The following is a 24,733-nucleotide window of genomic DNA, read 5'->3' on the forward strand; positions in this document are numbered from 1 at the left end:
AAAGAAAAATCCAAGCGATGTCGACTGCTATTAATAGCGGCTGAAATCATCGCTTGGATTTTCTTTTTTTATAATAAACATCTCGAACTCTTTAATGACGTTGCAAATTTAGTATATATGCGGTTTTTAAAACCCTAGAAGCTTATTAATTGTCCTTTTTCACTCCATTCCACACCTAAATCATTAGGTAAACAGAATTGTTGATAGCATTGCTTTAGTGTTTCGTCAAGTCCCTGTACTGTAGTTAATTTTTTCTTTTGGTTATAGGCGACCAAATGTTCTGGAAATTCAGGAATTTCTTGACAGATTGATGCATGCCATAAATTGCGTTTACATGTGCTTTTGCTGCTTCAGGTCCACATAAGATACTTTTGGTTGGATCCTGGAGGGCTTTATACATTACTTCTAGTTTTGCGACATGATAATCTTCAGGTTCAATGTAAATTTTTTCTCTGCCATCATGCCATTTAGCGATAATTTTATTTTGGTTTTCCTCAGGATGATAGGTTATTGTTGCATCTTCAAATTCCAATGTATACATTGCTGATGTTCTTCCTCTACGGCGTGTGTTGCCAGGTAAATTATTTCTACCTCGTTTTTAGTTCTTAAATGGACGGCACAGGTATCAAACGTTTCAATCGGATTAGCCCGATATAATTCCGCACTAAGCTGATCAATCTCAGCACTTGTTTCAATGCTGTCACCAGATAAATAAAGAAGATGATGTAAAAAGTGTGCTGTAGCATTGTTTGCTACACTATCAAAGATCATCTCGCCTTCTGGACTGTACTTTTTCCCTGCCCAACCTGATCGATTAAAATAATCTGCATTACGAGGCCATAATACAAGCGTCTTCATTCTTTTAGCCTTGCCAAACTTTCCTGCTAATATGTCTGATTTTAACTCCTGCACTGGATCCGTGAAGGATAAGTTAAAGCCAATTGCTAATTTTTTTCCAGTACGGTCGCGAGTAGCAATCATTTCCTGTAAATCTTTAGGATTTGCTGTCGCTGGTTTTTCGCATAGAACATTGCTTCCATTTTCCATTGCCAGACAAGATTGACTCTTATGTAGATGAATAGGTGTGCAAATAATCACAAGGTCTGCCTGATGATCCTGATAAAAGTCTTCTAAAGAATGATAGATTGGTATATTTCTATCTTTGATTTCCTCATAGTAATCTGATCTTTCGGGCGCAACGTCGACCACTCCTATAACGAATGCGCTCTCATTACCTTCGTTAAAAAGGTTTTTAAGATAGGTGTGCCCGTATCCGCCTATACCAACTAGAACAACAGAAATTTGCTTACTCATTTAGAATCTCCTCACTTTTGCTTTTTTGGAAAACGATATCATATAATAGCAATATAACACAACTTCCAAATTTTTCGCAGTAAAAGTTTAAAAAAGTTTGGAAAAAACTCTGAAAATAAAATCTGAATCCTGGAGGAAGTTATATGCTAAAAGACCTCTTATTAGAGCCGAATGGCATTCAATTATATGAAAGTAAGCATTTAGCGGGTGATCGGATTGAAGAGCATCATCATCAAATCTACCAGTTAATTTATGTGCTTGAAGGTACAGGCCAAATAATCCTGAATGGCAACGAATATTATTTAAAACAGGACCATGTAACCTTCATCCCACCACTAACCGACCATGCGATCGTATCTGATAAAAAATTAACAGTACTTGTGCTTGCTTTTGATCAGCAAATGGTGGACGCCTCTTATCAATCATTGTTTTCTGATTCGTTACTTGAAGCGAAATTGATTGGGCTTAATCCATTTAACAGTAGTGAGCTCCGTCAATTATTAAGAACGATGCTTTATGAGCAAGCACACCAGAATAGTTATCAGGAGATGGCGCTCCATATTTATTTGTCTCATCTATTATTACTTTTAGCACGTGAAGATAAGAGAACAGAGAAAGCAGATGCAAATGGGTTAAGAGCTGAACGGTTGCGAGACTACATAGATTCTCATTATTTTGATTGGATTCATGCAGAGGATTTAGCATCAAGGCTAGGAATGAGTAGCAGACATATGAATACTATTTTTAAAGAAACCTATCAAATGACACCGATTCAATACTTAACAGAGGTAAGAATTGGTTTAGCGAAGCAGATGTTAGCGGAAACGGAGAAGGATATTGCTTCGATCTGCTTTGAGGTTGGTTTCGAGTCAATCTCCACTTTTTACCGCACTTTTAAAAATACAACAGAAATGTCACCAAATCAGTATCGGACCAAACAAAAACAAATCGAACATTATTAATAAAGTGTGACAATGTAATTCACTTCCGATTTTAAGAAATTCGTTCTTAGATTAATAAGACGGATTTTTTTATTGCGTTACTATAGATTTATCATAGCAAGGGAAGGGGGGGAAAATAAAATGACAGAGCATAAAATCGGTATCATTATGAATGGTGTTACTGGAAGAATGGGTACAAATCAGCATCTTATACGTTCTATTAAGGCAATTAGAGAACAGGGTGGCGTCTTATTAAAAAATGAGGATACATTAATACCTGATCCTATTTTAGTCGGAAGAAACGAAAAGAAATTGAAAGCGCTGGCAGATGCGCATGGGATTGAACGTTATTCAACGGATCTTGAAGCAGCTTTAGCGGATGATTATAATGAGATCTATTTTGATTCGCAAACCACCGTTAGACGAGCAGAGAGTATAAAGAAAGCTATTGCAGCCGGAAAGCATATCTACTGTGAAAAACCAACGGCAACTAATCTGGAAGGTTCCGTAGAGCTGGCTCGATTAGCTAGAGAAGCAGGAGTAAAAAATGGTGTCGTCCAGGATAAATTATTTCTGCCAGGTTTGTTAAAATTAAAACGTCTAATTGATGCAGGTTTCTTTGGAGAAATATTATCGGTAAGAATGGAGTTCGGTTACTGGGTATTTGAAGGCGACTGGCAAAAGGGACAGCGCCCATCATGGAACTATCGTAAGGAAGACGGTGGTGGCATTATTGTAGATATGTTCGCACATTGGCGTTATGTAATTGATAATTTATTTGGAAATGTGAAATCTGTTTCGTGTCTAGGCGCTACCCATATTCCTGAACGAGTCGATGAAAATGGAGAACGATATAAGGCGACAGCAGATGATGCCGCATATGGAACATTTGAATTGGAAAATGGCATCATCGTGCAGGCGAATTCCTCTTGGGCTGTTCGTGTTAACCGAGATGACCTGCTAACCATTCAAGTTGATGGAACAGAAGGAAGTGCTGTTGCCGGACTTCGTGATTGTAAAGTGCAGCACCGTGTTAATACACCGAAACCAACCTGGAATCCAGATATTGAGAATCCTTTTGATTTTCAGACGCAATGGCAAGAGGTGCCTACAAATGATGTATTTGATAATGGATTCAAGGTTCAATGGGAGTTATTCTTGAAACACGTAGTTGCGGACGAAGCATTCCCATGGGATTTACTCGAAGGGGGGGCGAAAGGAACGCAATTATCTGACCTTGGATTAAAATCCTGGCAAGAGAGACGCTGGATAGATGTACCAGATATTAAATTGTAGGGAGGCACTTTTATGACAAAATTATTCTTGCCAAATAAAGAGCGCAAACTATATAGTTATGAAGCTAGTAATTACACACCGTTTGACATTCCAACTGATAAATCATTTGAGAAAAGAATTGCTTATTCTGCTGCTCATGTGGTAGCAGACCCATTAGCTGATGCTGATCCAACCTTGAATTCTCAAATAGATTGGGATAAAACAATGGAATATCGTCATTATTTATGGTCGCTTGGACTTTCTGTTGCAGAAGCAATGGATACAGCCCAACGCGGCATGGGTTTAAGCTGGGAAGGAGCCAAAGAATTAATTTCCCGTTCTATCAAAGAAGCAAAAACAGTTGGTGGTAATATTGCCAGTGGTGTTGGTACCGACCATCTAGCACCTGCACCTTCGGTAACACTAGAAGATGTGGAAGAGGCGTATGAAGAACAGGTGTCATTTGTTGAAGGAGAAGGCGGAAAGATAATTCTGATGGCTAGTCGTGCGCTTGCAGCATGTGCGAAGGGCCAGATGATTTTCATCGTGTCTATAATAAGATTTTACAAAATGTTTCTCAACCTGTCATTTTGCATTGGTTAGGTGATATGTTCGATCCTGCTCTAAAAGGTTACTGGGGGGGTCACGAGGATATCGATGAAGCAATGAATGTCTGTTTAAAAATAATCCGTGACAATGAATCAAAGGTTGATGGAATCAAGATTTCCCTTTTAGACAAAGAAAAAGAAATTCAAATGCGTCGTTTATTACCAGAGAGCGTGAAGATGTATAGCGGAGATGACTTTAATTATTCTGAATTAATAAAAGGTGATAGTGATGGTCATAGTCACGCATTACTAGGCATATTTGATGCAATTGCTCCAGCTGCAGCAGCGGCAATGCATGCATTAGATGCCGGTAATTTACAAAAATATGATCAATTACTAGAAAAAACAGTACCGTTATCTCGCCATATTTTCCAGACTCCTACCTTTTCTTATAAAACGGGCGTCGTCTTCATGGCCTATTTAAATGGTCATCAGGATCATTTTCGAATGATTGGTGGAAAAGAGAGTGCACGTTCGATTGTTCATTTATCAGATTTGTTTGTGATGGCGGACCAAGCAGGATTATTAAGAGATCCCGCATTAGCAACAGCAAGAATGACACTAGCACTTGAACTAGCGGGTATCAGGCAGGAGGGTCTTTGATGACAGATGCACAACTGATGAGTCGTCTTAGTCTAAATCAAATTACAACAGAGCAATGGAATATACAAGAAGCTGTAGAGGGATGTGTACGCCATCAGATACCATGGATTTCAGTTTGGCGACATAAAATAGAAGAAATCGGTTTGAAGCAATCAAAACGTTTGATTCAAGATGCCGGACTTAACGTTTCCAGTGTTTGTCGAGGTGGAATGTTCCCTGCTGCAACAGTTAAAGAACGTGCAGCAAGAATTGATGATAATAAGCGAGCGATAGAAGAAGCAGCTGAACTAGGAACAGATACGCTTGTACTTGTTTGTGGACCGAGTTCTGATAAAGATTTGAATACTGCTAGATTACAAGTTGCAGAAGGCATTGATCAACTCGTCCCTTTTGCCAAAGATTATGGTGTAAAGCTTGCGATAGAGCCATTACATCCAATGTTTGCTGCGGATCGATCTGTTATTAATACAATGGAGCAGGCGACGACGATTGCAGAAAAGTATCACCCAAGTGAAGTTGGTATTGTTGTCGATGTCTATCATGTGTGGTGGGATCCAAATCTATATCAGGAGATTGAAAGAGCGAAAGGTAGAATTCTAGGCTTCCATGTTTCTGATTGGAAGGTGCCAATGGCTGATATGTTTAAAGGACGTGCGATGATGGGAGAGGGTGTTATCGAAATAAACCGAATGCGCAAAGCTGTAGAAGAAGCGGGTTACCATGGTCCAATTGAAGTGGAAATTATTAATCAGGCTTTGTGGGATCGTAATGGAGATGATGTGTTACAAAAGGTCAGGCAAAGTTTTGCTAAACATGTATAAATAATTTAAGATGAGACTGGGAATAAATACTTATTTCTCAGTCTTTTTAAATATTAGATTATAAGTGAATTAAAACTTTATGAAATAAGTAAAAATACTGTTTTATCTAGAATTATTTGCATTTTTATCTTACAATGGTAATTTAGTAATATGAATTAAGAATGTTTGGAGGGGGGGAGTAAGCTGAAAAATAGTCAAGATTCAATGCCAGTTTATATTACTATTGCATTAGGCATTACCATAATGATAGGCATAGGTGGTTTTTGAAAAGCTACCTAGACGGTAATACTGTCTTTAATAATAACTCAATAAAGCAATATCCTTATAGTTTACATCAAGAAGTTATGTACATAGAAGATAATAAAGTGATTATACCTTCCAATACTATTTTTTATTTAAAGGAATAAGAAGAGTTAGAAGACGACTCAGCAGAAGAAGATATCGACTTTAACGAGCAAATGGAGAATAAGGTTGATACTAATATTGAAACAAGAAAAAAAAACCAGACGACATCACGTTCAGCACAAAATAACTATATATCATCTACTGAAGAAACTGCTATTAAGATGATAAGCAAAATAACAACAGTGAAAATAAAGATTTTTCAAAAGATATTGAAAATGAATACGAAGAAAAATCAATAGCAGGAAAGGATCCTATACCAGAAAAAGAACAAGAAGACGACTCCAAGAAAACTGAAGATTTAGAATCAGTACAAGAGAAAGATAAAGAGGAAGAGAAAGAGAAAGATGAGGAAATAAAAGAAGAAGTGAAGCAACCATCTCCGGAAGAAGAAACAATAAACGATGATCAATCAACTCAAACTAATAAAACAGAAGGTAATAAGAAAGAGGAAGAAGAATAAAAGGCAACATGTCTTTAATGACAGTTGCCCTTTTCTACATTGTTGCTAGAAAGTAGTTATTTTGCCTGTGGATGATCTTCTGATACTATATCTAAATCTGCTGCACGTGCATTGGAGATAACTTGCTCTGGATTTTTACATCCTGGTATGACTGTTGTTACCGCATCATGTTTTAAACACCATGCTAAGGCCCAGCTTGCCATATCAATCCCCTCTGGAACCTCATGTCGAGCAATTTCTTCTACCATTTTTAACTTACGATCTGTTTCCTCACGATCATGTCTTGATCGAACATCATTATTTTCAAAAGTAGATCCAGGCTTATACTTACCACTTAGATAGCCACTCGCTAAAGGTACCCTTGCCAGTACTCCTAAATCCTGCTTAATAGAAGAAGGAAAGATTCCCTCTTCTGGATTTCGTTCTAGTCGATTATAAACAACCTGTATTGCTTCTGCACCAACCTCTGTGGCTTTATCTGTTTGATAGCTATCTTGATTCCCTGCTAATGATACACCTAAATGTCTGATCTTTCCTGCTTGTTTTTGTTTATCAAGCATTGTCCATAATTCATCATTGTTAAATTCCTCATCTGAACAGGAATGGGCCTGGTATAGATCAATATACTCTGTTTTTAATGAAGCGAGCGATGCATCTAACTGTTTTAATACCTCTTCAGCTGACCAATGACGAGTCCTTTCAAAATTAGCATGAAAATGATGACCGAATTTTGAAGCAACAATCCAATCTTGACGTTGATTTCGACTTAAAAAGTCACCGATAAACTGTTCTGATAAATGATCTCCATAACATTCAGCAGTATCAATTAAATTGATTCCTTCCATTTTAGCTTGGTCCAGGATTTGATCTACTTCTTTTTGAGTAAAATCCTTTCCCCATTCGCCTCCATACTGCCATGTTCCAATACCAACTACAGAAACGTCTAAATTAGTTATGCCAAGTCTGCGATATTTCATTGTCTTACACCTCACTATGATTTGTATGTAGCTCCTATTTTTTCACTATATTACTATAGTATGTATACATAGTGTAAACTAAAAAATAACAATTGTCACAATTCAGACATTAATATTTGAATGAAATGTGAATAATTGAACATTCTAGTTGAATATGTCTCTGATCATGATATGATGTAAGTGTAATAAAGATAAACAACATTTCATATCAATTAATGTGAAGTGTTGAACAAATAAAAAGGAGTGATTAAAATGTTTGTTGAATTTTTAAGAAAAAATAATTATGTGGCAGGTATTCTAGCAATTATTCGTATTTATTTAGGCTATCAGTGGATGACAGCAGGTTGGGAAAAAATCACAGGAGGTTTTGATGCATCTGGTTATTTACAAGGAGCTATTGAAAAGGCAGGTGGCGAACATCCTGCAGTGCAAGGCTGGTGGGCTGCATTTTTGGAAAATGTAGCGTTACCTGGAGCGAATATTTTTACATTTCTAGTAATGTGGGGAGAATTATTAGTTGGTATCGCACTTATTCTTGGATTGTTTACAAACTTTGCAGCTCTAATGGGAATCATCATGAATTTTGCTTTTGTATTTAGTGGTACCGTAAGCACCAATGGCCAAATGATTTTATTAACTGTTTTTCTTTTAGTTGCAGGCTATAATGCTGGACGCTTAGGCTTAGATCGATTTGTTATACCGTTTATTCGTCAATATGTAGATAAAAAAAGAAATAGAACAAATGAATTAATTACAGAAACGCATTAAATGTTAAGTATTAATGTGAAGTGTTGAACAAAGTTACTAGCGAGACTGAGATCACAATAATCTTTAAAAAGTCCGAACGATGATGCGAATTATCGTTTGGATTTTTTATAAAGGTAAGAAAGCATAACCGTTGGTATTACAGCATTTTGGTATCCAATTTCCGTTTTAAATGTGAAATAAATTAAGATGTAGTTGACCGGTTATATTATTTATTATGAGAGTAATCGTGTGCAAGGAAATCGCTTCGGCTGCCCACGCCCCCCCTAGGAAAGCGAAGTGGTTGTTACGCATAGAATTTCTTTTAAAATTACCACTTTTTAGTGAAAATAATTCAAATGTTACTACGTCGCTTATTTAGTTGATGAGATGAAGCCTAAAAAAGGCACCCTATTATTAATAGGGTGCAAAGGGGGGACAATCTATTTTGAATCAAAATACTGTACAATTATTCCCATCAAAAAGATGGAACAGTATATGTACACAACAACTATTGTTGTAACCGTTTTCATTATAATAAATTTAGAAAACGATTTCAATAGGTTTTAAGAACTATTTTTTATCTAATAAATTCCAATAATAATAATTGGATCTTTGAATATGCTTTATTAAAGACTTTTTCTATTAAAAAATAATCGTAATTAGGTGATGAAATTGAAAAAACGTCGTTTTTACTATAAAAAAAGAAATTCAAAAACGCTTCTTTTTCTCATAGCAGGTATAATTTTTATTCTAATGATGATTTATTTCATATCTCAACTATTTTCTACTGAAAATAAAGTAATAAATTTGGTTGACACCTTTTATCAGTATGAGCAGCAAGGGGGGGATTTTTCAAACTCATGGGAATTATTTCATTCACTAATGAAAGATAAGTTCAATAAAAATAGTTATGTGCAAGATCGATCCCACGTGTTTTTAGAACATTTTGGCGTTGAGACATTTAAATTTTCAGTTAGTGAACCAGAAAAAATAAAAAACTATCAGGTGGATGAAGAACGTGCTATTCCACAAGTTGCCTATTTGCTGAATGTAACCTATTTTTATGAGAGTAAATACGGCTATTTAGAAATTCATCAACCTGTCATTGTATTAGAGGAAGATGAAGAATGGAAAATAATTTGGCAATATTAAGTTATAGATGTTGAAATACGCTAACAAACAAAGTATAATAAAACTACCATACTAGTATAAAGAAGGTGCAGTTATGATAAACCAAACTCAAAGAGCAAGGGGGGGTCATCGCGAGATTATGTATATGACACGATCAAATCCCAAATTATGAATGCAGAGATAGCACCAGGAACAAAACTATCAGAGAAAGAAATATCTGAAAAATTAGAAGTGAGTCGGACCCCCCCTGTTAGGGAAGCCTTTCTTAAATTAAACGAAGAAGAATTATTAGGAGTGTTTCCACAGGTTGGAACAATTGTCACAAAAATTGATCTAAAATTAGTGGAAGAAGGCCGATTTATACGTGAAAATATTGAAAAGGCCATTGTAAGAGAAGCAACTGAAAAAATCAGTCAAGAAGATTTATTGCAAGTCGAAACAAATCTAACGTTACAGGAATTTTCTTTAGAAAAAGGTTCATATCAACGATTATTTGAACTTGATGACGAATTCCATTACTTATTATATAAAGGTTGTGGAAAGCATCGAACATGGGAAATGATTAAGCGAATGAATATACAATTTGATCGTTTGCGTTTATTGCGTTTATCGGTGAATCATGATTGGAATATCATTGTCGACCAACACCGTAAGATTTTTAATGCGATTTCTGCAAAGGATTTAATAGCAGCAGAACAGGCAGTGATCGAACATTTGCAATTAGTCGAAATTGAAAAAAATCAATTAAAACAAGAGAATGCAGAATATTTTGTGTAAAAGGGGGGGAATAAAAATTGTCCAGTAAAAAATATAACATGTGGTTACAGTATCAACCAATCTTGAATACTACCTGCAAAAAACACTATCAAAAAATGCTAACAACACTATATGTTAATGGAAATGCGCCAACGATTCAATCAGCTGAACAAGAATTGACAGATGCTATTTTCACTATGTTAGGGCAGAGGATCACTTCTAAAAGTGATATGGATCATGCAACAATAGTAATCGGTAACATCGAAGAAATCTCAAGTCTCTTAAGTAATGACCATATTGCTAGATTAGCAGAGATGAACGAAGAAGGATATCTTGTGATAGAAAATCAAGGAAAAATCATTATCTCAGGAAATTCAGATGCAGCTGTTTTATATGGAGTGCATCACTTGTTAAGAAACATGCAACTGGAACAAGATCTTATATCACTTGCGGTATTTGAACAACCCAAAAATCAATTTCGAATGTTAAATCAATGGGATAACCTTAACGGAAGTGTTGAAAGAGGTTATTCTGGTAAATCAATATTTTATCAAAATGGTAAAATCGTAAAAGATAAGACAAGAATAAAGGATTATGCAAGATACCTCTCTTCTGTTGGAATCAATGCTATTTCCATAAACAATGTCAACGTATGGGAAGAAGAAAGCTATTTTATTACAAAAAAATATTTACCAGAAATACGCGAAATTGCGGATATCTTCCGTGCATACGGTATTACACTTTACTTAAGCATTAACTTTGCAAGTCCAATGACGATTGATGGCATGTCTACTGCTGACCCACTGAATCAATCAGTACAAAACTGGTGGAAAGATAAAATTGCAGAAATTTATCATTATATACCAGACTTTGGTGGATTTATAGTGAAAGCGGATTCGGAGAATCGACCTGGACCTTTTACATATAATCGAGATCATGCAGATGGAGCAAATATGCTGGCAAAAGCATTTGAACCATATGGTGGTAAAGTGATTTGGCGTTGTTTTGTTTATAATCATTTGCAGGACTGGCGTGATCGCACAACAGATCGGGCACGCGCAGCTTATGATCATTTTAAGCCGTTAGATGGAAAATTCCATGAAAATGTTATTTTGCAAATTAAAAATGGACCAATGGATTTCCAAGTTCGCGAAGGGGTATCACCACTAATTGGAGCTATGCCAAATACAAATCAAATGATTGAGTTCCAAGTGGCACAAGAGTACACAGGGCAACAAATTGACTTATGTTACCTTCTTCCACAATGGAAACAAATATTACAGTTTGATACGTACATAAAAGGAGCAGGTACTACGATAGCAGAGATTGTTGCGGGTACTATTCACACTTACAAATATAGTGGAATTGCTGCAGTTTCAAATATTGGGGGGGATGATGAGAATTGGACAGGCAACACATTAGCACAAGCTAATCTGTATGGATATGGACGGCTTATCTGGAATCCAGACTTATCAGCCGAAGAGATTGCACAGGAGTGGATCGTCCAAACCTTTGGTAATAAAAAAGAAGTTTCCAATACGCTTGGAGAAATGTTATTAAACTCCTGGGAAATCTATGAAAATTATACAGCGCCGCTAGGAGTAGGCTGGATGGTGACACCTGGAGTACATTACGGTCCGAATATTGATGGTTATGAGTATTCAAAATGGGGGGGTACCTATCATTTTGCTGATCGAGATGGCGTCGGTGTCGATCGTACCAAAGAAACTGGCACAGGATTTACTACGCAGTACGCGGAGCCAAATCAAAACCTATATAATGATGTAAGCAAATGCCCTGACGAATTGCTTTTATTTTTTCATCATGTACCATACAAGTATACCTTAAAAAATAGCAAAACCATTATTCAACATATCTATGATACACACTTCAAAGGATTTGAACAGGTGGAAGACTTAATTAAAAAATGGGACAGTTTGGCAGATCTTATTGATGAGGAACGTTTCAAAAATGTTCAAAACCGATTGAAACAGCAAAAGAATAATGCCCGCGAATGGCGAGATCAGATTAATACTTATTTCTATCGTAAATCTGGCGTAGCTGATAAGCAAAACCGTGCGATTTATTAGAATAGGAGGTGATGCAACGTGAGAATGGTATTTCGCTGGTTTGGAGAAGGGAACGACAGTGTCTCTCTTACCAAAATTAAACAAATCCCAGGCGTAGAAGGCATTGTCTGGGCTTTACATGATATACCTGCTGGGGAAATATGGCCATTAGATCGGATTCAGGAAGTAAAAAAGCAAACAGATTTATACGGTTTTCATCTTGATGTAGTTGAAAGTGTTAACATTCATGAATCGATTAAATTAGGAAGTGCAGATCGTGATGTCTATATAATGAATTATCTGGAAACGATTAAACATCTCGCTAGTGTCGGAGTAAAAGTAATCTGTTATAATTTTATGCCTGTATTTGATTGGGTGCGAACAGACTTATTTCGTAGTTTACCAGATCAGTCAACAGCACTTTTTTATGAAAAGGAAAAAGTGACTGCTATGGATCCTTTAGAGCTGGTTAGGAAAATTGCTGCTAATCCAGATTATACGATGCCAGGGTGGGAGCCTGAACGCTTGAAACGTTAAAAGACTTATTTGCAGCGTATCAGGATGTAACAACTGATGATTTAATGAATAATTTACAATATTTTTTAGAAAAAGTAATTCCAATATGTGAGGAGTATGATATTAAATTAGCCATTCATCCAGATGATCCACCATGGGAAATTTTTGGTTTGCTAGAATCGTTACGACGCAGGATCAATTAAGGGAAATTATTAAGTTAGTACCAAGTGAGTATAATGGAATTACACTATGTTCAGGTGCATTGGGAGCCCGAAAAGATAATGATATTGTCGCGATGATTCACGATTTTAAAAATCGAATTCATTTTGCCCATATACGTAACGTGAAATTATTTGATAATGGTGATTTTATCGAAACGTCCCATCGAACACAGGATGGATCGGTACCAATTGATCAAATTGTAAAAGCGTATCATGATATCGGATTTGACGGGTATGTACGACCTGATCATGGTCGGCATATATGGGAAGAACAGTGTCGTCCAGGATATGGCTTATATGATCGTGCGTTAGGTATTATGTACCTGTGGGGGGGCTTATGGGATGCTTATAACAATTATAATGGAAAGGATGTTCAATATGTTACCAATCAACTCGAATTTAAAAAATAAAGTAGCCGTTGTAACTGGTGGTGGAGGGGGGGTGTTATGTGGTGCGATGTCGATAGAATTAGCACGACATGGTATGAAAGTAGCTATTCTGAATCGCACCTATGAAAAAGCGGAAAAAGTAGCTAATGCGATTAAAGAGCAAGGCGGTGAAGCACTCGCCATCGCTTGTGATGTATTAGATCGTGACGCAGTCATTGCAGCGGAGGAAAAAGTATTTCAAACCTATGGTGCTTGCGATATTTTAATCAATGGTGCTGGTGGTAATCATCCAGATGGCTCCACAGCCGGGGAGAAATTTAATAAAGAGGAAGTTGATGATCCTTCAATCCGTACTTTCTTTGATATGACTACAGAAGGATTTTCTTCCGTATTTAACTTAAATTTTATTGGCACATTAATTCCAACACAAATTTTTGCCAGGCGAATGGTAGAACGAAAAACAACAGTTATTAATATTTCATCGATGAGTGCACCGAGTCCAATGACCAAAGTGCCTGCCTATAGTGCAGCAAAAGCGGCAGTTAATAATTTCACTCAATGGTTAGCAGTACATATGGCAGAAGCCAATGTTCGTGTCAATGCGATTGCACCTGGATTTTTCTTAACAGATCAAAATCGATCCCTATTAACGAATCAAGATGGTTCTCCAACACCAAGAATGCAAAAAATAGTCGATCATACACCAATGAGACGCTTAGGCTCTCCAGAGGATTTATTAGGAACATTGCTATGGTTAGTGGACGAGGAAGCAAGCGGCTTTGTGACAGGTACTTGTATTCCGGTCGATGGTGGATTTATGGCGTATAGTGGAGTGTGAAAATGGCAGATGTTACATCAAGGAATACATATCAGGAAATGAAACATTTTGACCAAACAATGAAGAATGGGTGGTAAAGACGATGACATTGATTCAGATTAATCGTGATAATGATCAATATTTTCCTGATCATTGGAAAAAGTGTATCGGTACAGGACGATTAGGTTTAGCGCTCCAAAAAGAGTACTTAGATCACTTAAAAGCAGTACAAGAAGATATCGGATTTTCCTATATCAGAGGTCACGGCTTATTACATGATGATATTGCTATTTATCGTGAAGTTGAAATAGATGGTGAAATGAAACCATTCTATAACTTTACATATATTGATCGCATCTTTGATTCCTTTTTAGAGGTTGGACTTAAGCCTTTTGTCGAGATTGGATTTATGCCTAAACAGCTTGCATCAGGCGATCAAACGATTTTTGCCTGGGAAGGGAACGTCACTCCTCCTAAGGATTATCAGTTATGGGAAGATTTAATCAAAGCGGTTACCCAACACTTTATTGAGCGCTATGGTATCGAAGAAGTTCTAACATGGCCTTTTGAGATCTGGAATGAACCAAACTTAGTTAACTTTTGGAAAGATGCTGATAAACAAGAGTATTTTAAACTATACAAAGTTACAGCTAATGCAGTAAAAGCTGTGCATGCAGATATTCAGGTTGGTGGTCCTGCAATATGTGGAGGCTCGGATGAATGGATCACAGACTTCTTAACATTCTGTGAGAAAGAAAAAGTTCCGGTAGATTTTGTTTCTCGTCATGCTTATACATCACGACCCCCACACCAGAAAAATTTCGAATATTATTATCAGGAATTAGCGAAACCGGAAAAAATGTTAAATGAGTTTGCAACTGTACGTCAGTTAATCGATGAAGCTGGATATGCTAATCTTCCATTTCATATTACCGAATATAATACATCCTATAGTCCACTTAATCCAGTCCATGATACCACGCTTAATGCTGCCTATTTGGCAAAAATTTTAAGTGAAGGCGGAGATCATGTTGATTCTTATTCTTATTGGACATTTAGTGATGTCTTCGAAGAATCAGATGTGCCAAGGTCACAGTTTCATGGTGGATTTGGTTTAATGGGATTAGGCGGTATAAAAAAACCAACCTACCATTTATTCGCATTCTTTAATCGCTTAGGAAGCAAAATGTTATATCGAGATGATCAGCTGATTGTTACTGAAAAGCAAAATGGTAATTTAGCAGTGATTGTATGGAATTTAGTGATGGATAAGAATAAAGTTGATGAACGTGATGTTACATTAGAATTCCCTTTGGATAATAATAAATATTTTGTTATTTCCAAATCAATTAATGAGGAATATGCTAACCCATGGCGTGTTTGGCAACAAATGGGCCGGCCACGTTTTCCAACTAAAACACAGCTTGAAATACTTAAAGATAGTGCGATTCCACAATTTCAAACGGAACAACATGAGGTAATATCAAATCGATTAATCTTGAAGCTTACTTTAAAGAAAAATGAAGTCAGGCTGCTTGAAATTGAACGTGTGAAAGACGAAACGGGAACGTATCCCTTACTTGATGATAGTTTAATTGAAAGCCTAAGTAAAGACTGAAACAGATAGTACGATTTATGCTATAAGTGTTACTTAATATGAAGAATATTGTCGATGTGATAAGTTAAATTACGTCGACTTTTTGTTTGTTTAGGAAATTATATAATTCGAAAAAACTGTATTAAACTAGAATTAAGCCAATAGTGAAATTAAACTGACTTGTTTCAAAAGATCTTCTTCTTAATTGAAAAAAGCTATTGTGAGCCAAAAAAAAATAACACCTTAAGAAACGTCATTCCGTTCTTCATATTCTTCATAAATATAAGTATGTATCACCTTGACAACTATATTTACAGGATCTTTCGTTACATTCCTTTGATTGTACATATTCTAAGATAAAAATAAATACGTTTTATATTTATTTTTATAGATGATTACAAACAAACACCCTTTTTTGCATCTTATACAGGATGCATTTCTATCCCCTACCCCATAAGACATTTAGAAGATACTAATTTTTACAATTTGATTTTTTTATATTATTGAATTTTTAGAAGGATTTTACGTTACTAATAGCGAATATAAATTTTAACCTGGGGGGGTTTTACAGGTAATAAAAAGAGGAGAGTGGTTAGTTTGAAAAGGTTCTTAGTCTCGTTGTTAAGTATTATGATCTTAGTTGCAGGTGGCGGAGCAGTAAATGCAGAAACAATTAAGGATCACGATTTAAATTTACAAGAGCTAAAAGTAGAATATGAAGAATGGTTCAAGAAAGTAGTATCTTCTAAGACAGCTAGAGAAGATGTAATTGAAAGTTATAATCAATACAACGAATTAAGCGAAGAAGAAAAATTGATTTACATTGATTACCTATATAATCCAAAATTACAGGAAGTCCTAATGGACGCTTTAGCAACGGAACCTGAAGTAACTAGCGGTCAAACAACCCAAAAAATAGACGACTATAAAGGCATAGAGGTAACAACAGAAGTCGTTACGCCACCTGTAACTACAGATAAGATTAGTATCATGGCAAACAGAACAGCAACATATAATAGATATGTAACCTTCTTAAAAATTAAGGTATTTCAAACAACATCAGTAGTTGACTACAGTCATAACGGTACTCGAGTAACTGGCGTAGGTGCTGGTGATCACTACGTATCAAGAAACTTAAACCCAACTCTCAACATTTCTTGGAGTGGTAAAAGACAAACTTACTCATCAACTCGTGCTCAGTCAAAAGTTAACATGCAATGGAACTTCGTACACAAAGCTATAGGAATAACTTATGGCGGCGGAGAACTTGGTGTTTGGGGAAATCATAAAAATAAAGCAGGAGGATGGTTTAATGCACATTGATAAACAAAGAAAAACTTTAACAGCATGGCAAAAGGTAGTTTACTTCTTTGTTTTACCTTTTATTGCTGTAGTCATAATTTTAGGCTTTTTAGGGCTTTTTACTTTCAATTCTTTCTAAAATAAACCGAGCTTACCTTGCTCACAAATGAAAGGATCACCTAGAAAAGGGTAGAATTTTTCCATTAAGGCTACCCTTTCATAACATACTGTTTCTACTTATCCCAAGCTGTTAATTAATAATCTAATTATACTAGTTGCTCCAAGCAGATCATATATTGTTCTTATTTTTAATGCATAATAACTCCTAATTGATTTAAACGTAATATTCCTTATGAAAGCTGATTATCGCCTCATTCGTATATTCTTTAATTAAAATGAATTTCTTAAAAAAACAGTTATTTACGTTTAGAGAATGATTTGTATTAACTTAAGTGAAGGCCATTATATATATGTAAAATGAAACCCTTCTATAAGAATAGAAGGGTTTCATTCATGTGACAACTATCCTAACAGAGGGGGGGGAAGAACAAAAAGCTAAATAATTGTGAGGTTTAGCAAGTTCTATTAAATCAAATCCAATATAATTTTTTACTTTACATGAGGTGATCGACATCCTTAATATAATTGATTTAAAATAAACAGGTTTTATTATACAAAATGACGGTTATAGATATATGAATACTATGTAATTGGAGGGTTAGTATGTCTTATGAATATGAAGAAAAGGTGAATAGAAACTCAGGTAATAAAGAACGTGAGGATTATGTTAATCATAAAATGGAAAAACATAATCGTTTTTATAAGAATATATACAATGTGTTGTATACCATTAATGATTTTACCATTGCAATCTGGTTTTTAATTGGAAGTATTCTTTTTTATTTTGAATCATTAAAAAATTGGGGCGTGACATTATTCGTTATTGCCAGTTTCCAATTTCTAATAAAGCCTACTATTCGTTTAGTTCACGAAGTGCAAGCAAGAAAGCACTACGGGAACGAATATGATCATAAAAAAGCTAATTCAAAAAGAGCTTGATGATATATTTATGGGAGATCTTACGTTACGTATATGTTAATTTAAGAAAGATAGAACTGGATTGTAAATAAGAAATAACAATATGATAGCAACAGGAATAAAAGAGATATTAGAAGAAAATTACATCCTGTTGCATAATTTTTATATCTTAGTTAGTCGCATTTTTATTAACGTGTTCCATAAATTATTTCTAAAAAAGTGTCCATTTTAATTTTTTTGCCTCTTCAAATCGGTCATTAACGTTGTCCCAGTTGACGACATTCCACCAATTATTAATATAAGCAACTTTATCTGTTTGATGTTGTAAATAATAGGCATGTTCCCATACGTCTAGAACTAACAATGGAATGGTATCCGGCAATTGGAAAAATTGATGTTTTTCATACGATTGAATGGCAAGCTTACCACTTCTTGGTGACCATACAAGTACTGCCCAACCATTACCTTCTACAGATTTTGCTATGTCAGTAAACAGCTTTTTAAAAGAATTCCATGAACCAAAGTCTTTATTGATTTGTTGAAGGATCTCTCCAGAAGGTTGCTTTTTACTGTTTGGCGTCATATTAAACCAGAAAATGGTATGCAAATAATGTCCAGAACCATGAAAAGCTTGTTCTCGTAACCAATGCTTTATGGGGGGGTCCTTCTTATCGATATATAGTGCTTTTTCTGCTTTATTCAATCCGTTGACATATGATTGATGATGTTTAGTATGGTGTAATCGCATAATCTGTTCACTAATGTAAGGCTCTAAAGCATTGTATTGATATGGAAGAGCAGGTAATTGATGTTTGCCATAAGGCACACTATCTTTAGTTTGAGGCTGACGCATTTCCTGAAAAATATTTTCGCCTGCTAATCTTAAATCTTCTAATCTGTCTATATCAATATCACTTTCTTCTTGTTTTAAAATCTCATAAATATTATTTTGCCATATTACCACCTGTTGAATCGCATGTTGTTTTTCTTCTTCTGGTAGGGAAGATTCCTGTATTTTGTTTTTTACCTTTTCTCCCCCCCATTCAATTAAACTCTCCAAATAGTTTTGGTATTCTTTATCCATGTCATCACCCCCCCATGTAGCATATGTGGTGGGCGGATAGGTGGTGAATAACTATGTGGAAAAGTATTATAGTTATATGAAGCTTATGCCTTATAATAAGTCATAGTTAGGAAATAGTGACACGTTCATTGCCTCTTGTAATATAGAAACTCTCGATAGTAAAAGCAGCCATTCCCATTACGGTAGAATGTTTTTTTAATTTTGACATATTTAATTGAACATCGTTTTTGTTAAAGCCAATTGCGTTGTTCTCTATTCTTTTTTCAATAGCAGGCATAATAAATTTTTCTGCTGATTGCAAGGTGTTGCCCATCACTACTTGTTCTGGATTGAAAATATGAATAATATTGGTAATGCCTACCCCCCCTAAATAATCACCTAATTGTGCTAACATATTAATCGCATTTGCTTCTCCGTTGTTAGCTGCTATAACGATTTCTTCAACCGTTGCATTAACGTATCCATTCTTTTCGGCTTGTTTTAATAACGCCTGTTCTGAAGCATATAGTTCCCAGCATCCCTTGTTGCCACATCTGCATACTGCTCCATCCTTTTCGATCGTCATATGACCTAACTCACCTGAAAATCCGCGTAAACCTCTATATAGCTTACCATCCAAGATTAAGCCGACACCGATACCGATACCTACACTGGCATACACTAATTCACTTGAAAGCTGGCCAACACCGTAAACCTTCTCACCATATGCACCAGCGTTTGCCTCGTTTTCAACTGTAATCGGAACCTGATATTTCTCAGATAAAAGTTGACTAAGCGGAACCTTTTTCCACCCAAGATTTGGAGCTAATAAAATCTCTCCTTCCGTTGTAACTACCCCCCCTGGTACGCCAACACCAATACCTACAATTCCATATTCAGAATCTGGAGCAGCAACTCCTAATTCATCAATCAGTTTATATAAAAGATGTAAAACCTCTTCTACATTATTATTATTAAAAAGGGTTCTTTTTTCATGTAATATATTACCACGTAAGTCTGTTAATACACCTAAAATGCTTTTGACACCAAGATCAATAGAAATAGTGTATCCGGCGGTTTCATTTAGTAATAGCATAACAGGTCTTCTGCCACCACTTGATTCGCCTGTTCCGGATTCATTTGTTAATTTTTCATCTATTAATTCACTGACAAGTGAAGAAACCGTTCCTTTATTTAATCCTGTTACCTGTGCAATACTAGCGCGGGAGATAGGAGCTTTTTCTTTTATCGTTTCTAAGACCAGTGCTTTATTCTCTTTTTTTACAACATGCTGATTCCATGTTTGGCTCATTATGTTCACTCATTTCTGCAACCGTAGTCAATGTAATAGAATTATTTTACCATAATTCGCTTAAAGATTCTATTCCCTTTGTTTATTCACTAGACAAACTTTCGTAGAATTGCTATAATGATCACGAAAACAATAAACCTAACTTAGGAAATGTGGAGGTATGAATAAATGACATGGTTTGAAAACGTTGACAAAATTAAGTATGAGGGTTCAAAATCACAAAATCCGTTAGCATTTAAATTTTATAATCCAGAGGAAATTATTAATGGCAAATCGATGAAAGAATTTTTACGCTATGGTGTGGCATATTGGCATACATTTACAGCACCACTAAGTGATCCGTTTGGTGTAGGGACAGCAATTAGAAACTGGGATAAATACGATGAAATGGATCAAGCGAAAGCAAGAGTGGAAGCAGCTTTTGAATTTTTTGATAAATTAGGCGTTGAATATTTCTGTTTTCATGACGCTGATATTGCTCCAGAAGGCGATTCGCTAAGAGAATCCAATCAAAATTTAGACACGATCGTTGCGTTGATTAAAGATCACATGAAAGACAGTAATGTTAAACTATTATGGAACACAGCAAACAATTTTACAAATCCTCGTTTTGTACATGGAGCAGCATCTTCTAACAATGCTGACGTGTATGCCTATGCTGCTGCGAAAGTAAAGAAACAACTTGAAATTGGTAAAGAGCTTGGTGGAGAAAACTATGTATTCTGGGGTGGTCGCGAAGGCTACGAAACATTACTTAATACAGATTTAGGTTTAGAGCTGGATAACCTTGGCCGTTTCTTCCAGATGGCAGCAGACTACGCTGAAGAAATTGGTTTTGATGCTCAATTCTTAATTGAACCTAAACCAAAGGAACCAACCACACATCAATATGATTTTGATTCTCAATCAACACATGCCTTCTTAATGAAGTATGGGTTACAAGATAAATTCAAATTAAATATTGAAGCAAACCATGCAACACTTGCTGGTCATACGTTCGAGCATGAACTTCGTTATGCACGTGTAAATGGTATTCTTGGCTCTGTAGATGCAAACCAGGGCGATCCATTGTTAGGTTGGGATACAGATGAATTTCCAGCAGATATCTATTCTACAACACTAGCAATGTATGAAATTATCAAAAATGGTGGACTTGGATCAGGTGGTCTAAACTTCGACGCGAAAGTTCGCCGGGGGGGATCATTTGATCAAGAAGACTTATTTCACGCTCACATCGCTGGAATGGATCATTTTGCAATCGGATATAAAGTGGCAAATCAATTAGTACAGGATCGTGTATTTGAAAACATTATTGATGATCGATATGCAAGCTTTAAAGAAGGTATCGGTAAAGATATCGTAGAAGGAAAAGCAGACTTCAAATCACTTGAAGCACATGCATTGAATTTGAAGGAAATCAAGAACAAATCAGGTCGCTTAGAAGTAATTAAAGCTACAATCAATCAGTATTTATTAAATACATTTGCAAGTAAATAATTGATGACATCGGAGACTTAGCTGTTATTTGGCTAAGTCTTCCATATGAATAAAAATAGAGAGAGGTGTAGCAGGTGAGTTACGTAATTGGAGTAGACCTTGGTACCAGTGCGGTAAAACTACTGCTTGTGGATAAGTCTGGAGAAGTTGTAAAGGAAGTATCGAAAGATTACCCATTAATTCAGGAAAAGACTGGTTATTCAGAACAGAAACCAGAGGATTGGGTAAAGCAGACCGTTGCTGGGCTAAAAGAATTAGTGCAACAATTTGATGGAGATGTAACAGAAATAGAAGGTTTAAGTTTTGCTGGGCAAATGCATGGACTGGTTTTATTAGATAATAATAATCAACCACTTCGCAATGCAATCCTATGGAATGATACACGTACAACAGCCCAGTGTCAGGAGATTTATGATAAAGTCGGTAAAGATAAATTTATTGGTATTACAAAAAATTTGGCACTGGAAGGTTTTACTTTGCCAAAAATTTTATGGGTAAAAGAACATGAGCCAGAAATCTTTGCTAAAGCAACTGCCTTTGTATTACCGAAAGACTATGTACGCTACCGTTTAACAGAAGCATTGCATATGGATTATTCAGACGCAGCTGGTACCAGTTTATTAGATGTTTCGAAAAAAGTATGGAGTGAAGAAATTTGTAATCTATTAGATATTGATATATCTATTTGTCCTCCATTAGTTGATTCGCATCAAAATGTAGGAACTATTACCTCAAAGATTGCTACTGAAACAGGATTAGCGACATCTACAGCCGTATTTGCAGGTGGTGCTGATAATGCATGTGGCGCGATTGGTTCAGGGATACTATCTGAAGGAAAGACATTTGCAAGTATCGGAACTTCAGGAGTTGTTTTATCGTATGAACCAACAGGTGATAAGGATTATGAAGGCAAAGTACATTACTTTAATCATGGGGAAAAAGATGCCTACTATGCGATGGGAGTAACCCTTGCGGCAGGCCATAGTTTAAATTGGTTCAAAACTACTTTTGCAGCTGACAAAAGCTTTGAAGAACTTTTAGATGGAGTGGGGGGAAGTACCGGTAGGCGCAAATGGTCTTCTTTTTACACCTTATATCGTAGGAGAACGAACTCCACATGCAGATGCACAAATTCGTGGCAGCTTTATAGGAATGGATAATTCGCATACGCTTAAGGAATTTGCTCGTGCCGTATTAGAAGGAATTACTTTTTCTCTGAATGAATCGATTGCTATTTTCAGAGAAAATGGGAAACAAATTGACACGATCTATTCCATAGGTGGTGGAGCCAAAAATCCAGATTGGCTGCAAATGCAGGCAGATATTTTTGACGCGAAAATTGTCAGATTAAAAAGTGAGCAAGGACCGGGATGGGAGCTGCGATGCTAGCTGCATACGGATCAGGATGGTTTAGCTCTTTGAAAGAATGTGCAGATGCATTTCTGGAAGATGCAGAAACATATCAGCCGATTTCTTCCAATGTCATAAAGTATCAAGAGTTGTTTCATTTATATAAAAATGTTTATAAACATACAAGAGAATTGAATCATGATCTTATGAAGTTTCGTAAATAATTTGATCAATATGGTGGAGGGTTTTCTAAATCATTTTAGATACCCTCCGCATGTTTTATAATGGATAAAAGTGAAAGATTAAATGAAAGGGTTTTCATTTAATTCGAAAAGAAAGGACTGAATAGAATGTTAAATGTTGCTATCGTCGGTACTGGTGCTATCTGTCCTTCACATATAAAGGGTTATTTAACTTTTCCAGGTAAGTGCAGAATAGTCGCTTTATGTGATATATATCCAGATAAAGCTGAGCGATTAAAGGAAGAGTTTCTTTTAGATGTTAGTATTTACGATAACTATCAAGACCTCTTAAAGAACGAAGATGTAGATTTAATTTCGATCTGTACACCACCATACACACATTCAGAAATTGCGATTGGATCATTGAATGCCGGAAAGCATGTTTTAGTGGAAAAACCTATGGCATCCTCACTAGAAGAGTGCGATTCAATGAATGAAGCGGCAAAAAAAAATCAGAAATTATTATCGGTAATTGCTCAAAATCGATTTACCACGCCGATGATGAACTTGAAAAATGTGTTAGATACAGAATTAATCGGGAATATTTTGCATACCCAGGTTGATTCCTATTGGTGGCGGGGACATAGCTACTATGATTTATGGTGGCGAGGAACATGGGAAAAAGAAGGGGGAGGCTGTACGCTGAACCATGCTGTACACCATATCGATATTTTCCAATGGATGAGAGGTATTCCAACTGAGGTAACTGCGGTGATAAGTAATACTGCCCATGATAACGCAGAAGTTGAAGATATTTCAATTGCAATTGCTCGATATGCAGATGGCAGTTTAGCACAAATAACCAGTTCTGTTATTCATCATGGGGAAGAACAGCAACTTATATTTCAAGGTGAGAAGGCTCGTGTGTCTGTTCCCTGGAAGGTTAAAGCATCAGTTTCTAAAGAAAATGGATTTCCCGAGGAGAATAGCGAACTTGAGCAAAAATTGACAGATGTGTATGAAAATCAATCTGCACTTGTGTATGAGGGACATCCAGGTCAAATTAATAATATGATAAATGCGATAAATAATAAAGAGCCATTGTTAGTGGATGGAATACAAGGTCGCCAAACATTGGAACTAATTACAGCAATCTATCAATCTGCTAACTTGAAACAAACGGTTTCACTACCTTTGACAGAGAAAAGTCCTTTTTACACGAGAAAAGGAATCTTATCATCCGTCAATCATTTCATGAAAAGGTAAATCAGTAGAGAATTTCTCCAGCAATAATATCACTACAGGTGGCAACTATTAAAAGTAAACTGAGACAAAAAGATAC

The 24,733-nt window shown here is 36.0% G+C and carries 19 protein-coding genes and 4 pseudogenes; 18 read left to right on the forward strand and 5 right to left on the reverse strand.

Annotation, left to right across the window (positions count from 1 at the left end):
* Positions 1-244: 244 nt before the first annotated feature.
* Positions 245-541, reverse strand: a complete 297-nt coding sequence (locus JCM21714_RS20830; protein WP_235182578.1) for a hypothetical protein — start codon at positions 539-541, stop codon at positions 245-247.
* Entirely contained in the window at positions 508-1,314 is an 807-nt protein-coding gene (locus JCM21714_RS03555; protein WP_235182579.1) for a Gfo/Idh/MocA family protein, read from the reverse strand. Before JCM21714_RS03555 ends, JCM21714_RS20830 begins: the two co-directional genes overlap by 34 nt.
* Positions 1,315-1,457: 143 nt before the next feature.
* On the opposite strand from JCM21714_RS03555, the gene JCM21714_RS03560 reads away from it, so the two are divergent.
* The 5 genes and pseudogenes from JCM21714_RS03560 to JCM21714_RS20835 all read left to right on the forward strand — a co-directional run bounded on the left by JCM21714_RS03560 (position 1,458) and on the right by JCM21714_RS20835 (position 6,206).
* A complete protein-coding gene (locus tag JCM21714_RS03560; RefSeq protein ID WP_035721917.1) occupies positions 1,458-2,276 on the forward strand; it encodes an AraC family transcriptional regulator in 819 nt (272 codons plus the stop codon).
* Between the two features lie 120 nt (positions 2,277-2,396).
* Entirely contained in the window at positions 2,397-3,551 is a 1,155-nt protein-coding gene (locus JCM21714_RS03565) for a Gfo/Idh/MocA family protein (RefSeq protein WP_035721919.1), read from the forward strand.
* A gap of 12 nt (positions 3,552-3,563) precedes the next feature.
* Positions 3,564-4,741 (forward strand): annotated as a pseudogene (locus JCM21714_RS03570) (dihydrodipicolinate synthase family protein).
* Positions 4,741-5,562 carry a sugar phosphate isomerase/epimerase family protein gene (locus JCM21714_RS03575; RefSeq protein ID WP_035721921.1) on the forward strand — a complete coding sequence of 274 codons (822 nt, stop codon included), beginning with the start codon at positions 4,741-4,743 and terminating at the stop codon, positions 5,560-5,562. The pseudogene JCM21714_RS03570 and the gene JCM21714_RS03575 overlap by 1 nt, the downstream one beginning before the upstream one ends.
* 458 nt (positions 5,563-6,020) lie before the next feature.
* The gene (locus JCM21714_RS20835) at positions 6,021-6,206 is read left to right on the forward strand and encodes a hypothetical protein (protein ID WP_035721923.1); all 186 of its coding nucleotides are present in this window, start codon (positions 6,021-6,023) and stop codon (positions 6,204-6,206) included.
* 277 nt (positions 6,207-6,483) lie between these two features.
* Here JCM21714_RS20835 and JCM21714_RS03585 read toward each other — a convergent pair whose 3' ends face one another.
* On the reverse strand, positions 6,484-7,404 hold the full coding sequence (locus JCM21714_RS03585; protein ID WP_035721924.1) for an aldo/keto reductase: 921 nt from the start codon (positions 7,402-7,404) through the stop codon (positions 6,484-6,486).
* Positions 7,405-7,656: 252 nt separating this feature from the next.
* Here JCM21714_RS03585 and JCM21714_RS03590 point away from each other — a divergent pair, with 252 nt between their 5' ends.
* From JCM21714_RS03590 to JCM21714_RS03630, 10 genes and pseudogenes are all read left to right on the forward strand, one after another.
* A complete protein-coding gene (locus JCM21714_RS03590; protein ID WP_035721926.1) occupies positions 7,657-8,172 on the forward strand; it encodes a DoxX family protein in 516 nt (171 codons plus the stop codon).
* A 786-nt stretch (positions 8,173-8,958) separates the two neighbouring features.
* Positions 8,959-9,303 carry a hypothetical protein gene (locus JCM21714_RS03595; RefSeq protein WP_235182580.1) on the forward strand — a complete coding sequence of 115 codons (345 nt, stop codon included), beginning with the start codon at positions 8,959-8,961 and terminating at the stop codon, positions 9,301-9,303.
* 147 nt (positions 9,304-9,450) lie between these two features.
* The gene (locus JCM21714_RS03600; RefSeq protein ID WP_084040565.1) at positions 9,451-10,059 is read left to right on the forward strand and encodes a GntR family transcriptional regulator; all 609 of its coding nucleotides are present in this window, start codon (positions 9,451-9,453) and stop codon (positions 10,057-10,059) included.
* Between the two features lie 17 nt (positions 10,060-10,076).
* Positions 10,077-12,128: an alpha-glucuronidase family glycosyl hydrolase gene (locus JCM21714_RS03605; RefSeq protein WP_235182581.1), complete on the forward strand. Its 2,052-nt coding sequence runs from the start codon at positions 10,077-10,079 to the stop codon at positions 12,126-12,128.
* A gap of 18 nt (positions 12,129-12,146) precedes the next feature.
* Positions 12,147-13,254, forward strand: a pseudogene (gene uxuA, locus JCM21714_RS03610) (mannonate dehydratase).
* On the forward strand, positions 13,223-14,071 hold the full coding sequence (locus tag JCM21714_RS03615) for an SDR family oxidoreductase (protein ID WP_035721993.1): 849 nt from the start codon (positions 13,223-13,225) through the stop codon (positions 14,069-14,071). Before uxuA ends, JCM21714_RS03615 begins: the two are co-directional and overlap by 32 nt.
* An 82-nt stretch (positions 14,072-14,153) precedes the next feature.
* A complete protein-coding gene (locus tag JCM21714_RS03620) occupies positions 14,154-15,668 on the forward strand; it encodes a GH39 family glycosyl hydrolase (RefSeq protein ID WP_035721930.1) in 1,515 nt (504 codons plus the stop codon).
* 576 nt (positions 15,669-16,244) lie between these two features.
* A complete protein-coding gene (locus JCM21714_RS03625; RefSeq protein WP_035721932.1) occupies positions 16,245-16,970 on the forward strand; it encodes a hypothetical protein in 726 nt (241 codons plus the stop codon).
* Positions 16,960-17,088: a hypothetical protein gene (locus JCM21714_RS22705; protein WP_268748278.1), complete on the forward strand. Its 129-nt coding sequence runs from the start codon at positions 16,960-16,962 to the stop codon at positions 17,086-17,088. The genes JCM21714_RS03625 and JCM21714_RS22705 overlap by 11 nt, the downstream gene beginning before the upstream one ends.
* A gap of 584 nt (positions 17,089-17,672) precedes the next feature.
* Positions 17,673-18,008, forward strand: coding sequence for a YrhK family protein (locus JCM21714_RS03630; protein WP_052000357.1), 336 nt, complete (start codon positions 17,673-17,675; stop codon positions 18,006-18,008).
* Between the two features lie 190 nt (positions 18,009-18,198).
* Here the strand turns inward: JCM21714_RS03630 and JCM21714_RS03635 are convergent, their stop codons facing one another.
* A complete protein-coding gene (locus JCM21714_RS03635; RefSeq protein ID WP_035721933.1) occupies positions 18,199-19,071 on the reverse strand; it encodes a superoxide dismutase in 873 nt (290 codons plus the stop codon).
* A gap of 106 nt (positions 19,072-19,177) precedes the next feature.
* The gene (locus JCM21714_RS03640) at positions 19,178-20,362 is read right to left on the reverse strand and encodes an ROK family protein (protein WP_035721935.1); all 1,185 of its coding nucleotides are present in this window, start codon (positions 20,360-20,362) and stop codon (positions 19,178-19,180) included.
* 168 nt (positions 20,363-20,530) lie between these two features.
* On the opposite strand from JCM21714_RS03640, the gene xylA reads away from it, so the two are divergent.
* From xylA to JCM21714_RS03655, 3 genes and pseudogenes are all read left to right on the forward strand, one after another.
* Positions 20,531-21,859 (forward strand): xylose isomerase, encoded by a 1,329-nt coding sequence (gene xylA / locus JCM21714_RS03645; protein ID WP_035721937.1) that lies wholly within the window; start codon positions 20,531-20,533, stop codon positions 21,857-21,859.
* Between the two features lie 74 nt (positions 21,860-21,933).
* A pseudogene (gene xylB, locus JCM21714_RS03650) lies at positions 21,934-23,433 on the forward strand (xylulokinase).
* A gap of 126 nt (positions 23,434-23,559) precedes the next feature.
* A pseudogene (locus tag JCM21714_RS03655) lies at positions 23,560-24,709 on the forward strand (Gfo/Idh/MocA family protein).
* The last annotated feature ends 24 nt before the right edge of the window (positions 24,710-24,733 follow it).

The sequence above is a fragment of the Gracilibacillus boraciitolerans JCM 21714 genome (assembly GCF_000521485.1).
Classification (GTDB): Bacteria; Bacillota; Bacilli; order Bacillales; family Amphibacillaceae; genus Gracilibacillus; species Gracilibacillus boraciitolerans.

Bases quoted from the DNA above. Each gene is read 5' to 3' on its own strand.
- JCM21714_RS20830 (WP_235182578.1), bottom strand. From the start codon at position 541: ATGTATACATTGGAATTTGAAGATGCAACAATAACCTATCATCCTGAG.
- JCM21714_RS03555 (WP_235182579.1), bottom strand. From the start codon at position 1,314: ATGAGTAAGCAAATTTCTGTTGTTCTAGTTGGTATAGGCGGATACGGG.
- JCM21714_RS03560 (WP_035721917.1), top strand. From the start codon at position 1,458: ATGCTAAAAGACCTCTTATTAGAGCCGAATGGCATTCAATTATATGAA.
- JCM21714_RS03565 (WP_035721919.1), top strand. From the start codon at position 2,397: ATGACAGAGCATAAAATCGGTATCATTATGAATGGTGTTACTGGAAGA.
- JCM21714_RS03575 (WP_035721921.1), top strand. From the start codon at position 4,741: ATGACAGATGCACAACTGATGAGTCGTCTTAGTCTAAATCAAATTACA.
- JCM21714_RS20835 (WP_035721923.1), top strand. From the start codon at position 6,021: ATGGAGAATAAGGTTGATACTAATATTGAAACAAGAAAAAAAAACCAG.
- JCM21714_RS03585 (WP_035721924.1), bottom strand. From the start codon at position 7,404: ATGAAATATCGCAGACTTGGCATAACTAATTTAGACGTTTCTGTAGTT.
- JCM21714_RS03590 (WP_035721926.1), top strand. From the start codon at position 7,657: ATGTTTGTTGAATTTTTAAGAAAAAATAATTATGTGGCAGGTATTCTA.
- JCM21714_RS03600 (WP_084040565.1), top strand. From the start codon at position 9,451: ATGAATGCAGAGATAGCACCAGGAACAAAACTATCAGAGAAAGAAATA.
- JCM21714_RS03615 (WP_035721993.1), top strand. From the start codon at position 13,223: ATGTTACCAATCAACTCGAATTTAAAAAATAAAGTAGCCGTTGTAACT.
- JCM21714_RS03620 (WP_035721930.1), top strand. From the start codon at position 14,154: ATGACATTGATTCAGATTAATCGTGATAATGATCAATATTTTCCTGAT.
- JCM21714_RS22705 (WP_268748278.1), top strand. From the start codon at position 16,960: ATGCACATTGATAAACAAAGAAAAACTTTAACAGCATGGCAAAAGGTA.
- JCM21714_RS03630 (WP_052000357.1), top strand. From the start codon at position 17,673: ATGTCTTATGAATATGAAGAAAAGGTGAATAGAAACTCAGGTAATAAA.
- JCM21714_RS03635 (WP_035721933.1), bottom strand. From the start codon at position 19,071: ATGGATAAAGAATACCAAAACTATTTGGAGAGTTTAATTGAATGGGGG.
- JCM21714_RS03640 (WP_035721935.1), bottom strand. From the start codon at position 20,362: ATGAGCCAAACATGGAATCAGCATGTTGTAAAAAAAGAGAATAAAGCA.
- xylA (WP_035721937.1), top strand. From the start codon at position 20,531: ATGACATGGTTTGAAAACGTTGACAAAATTAAGTATGAGGGTTCAAAA.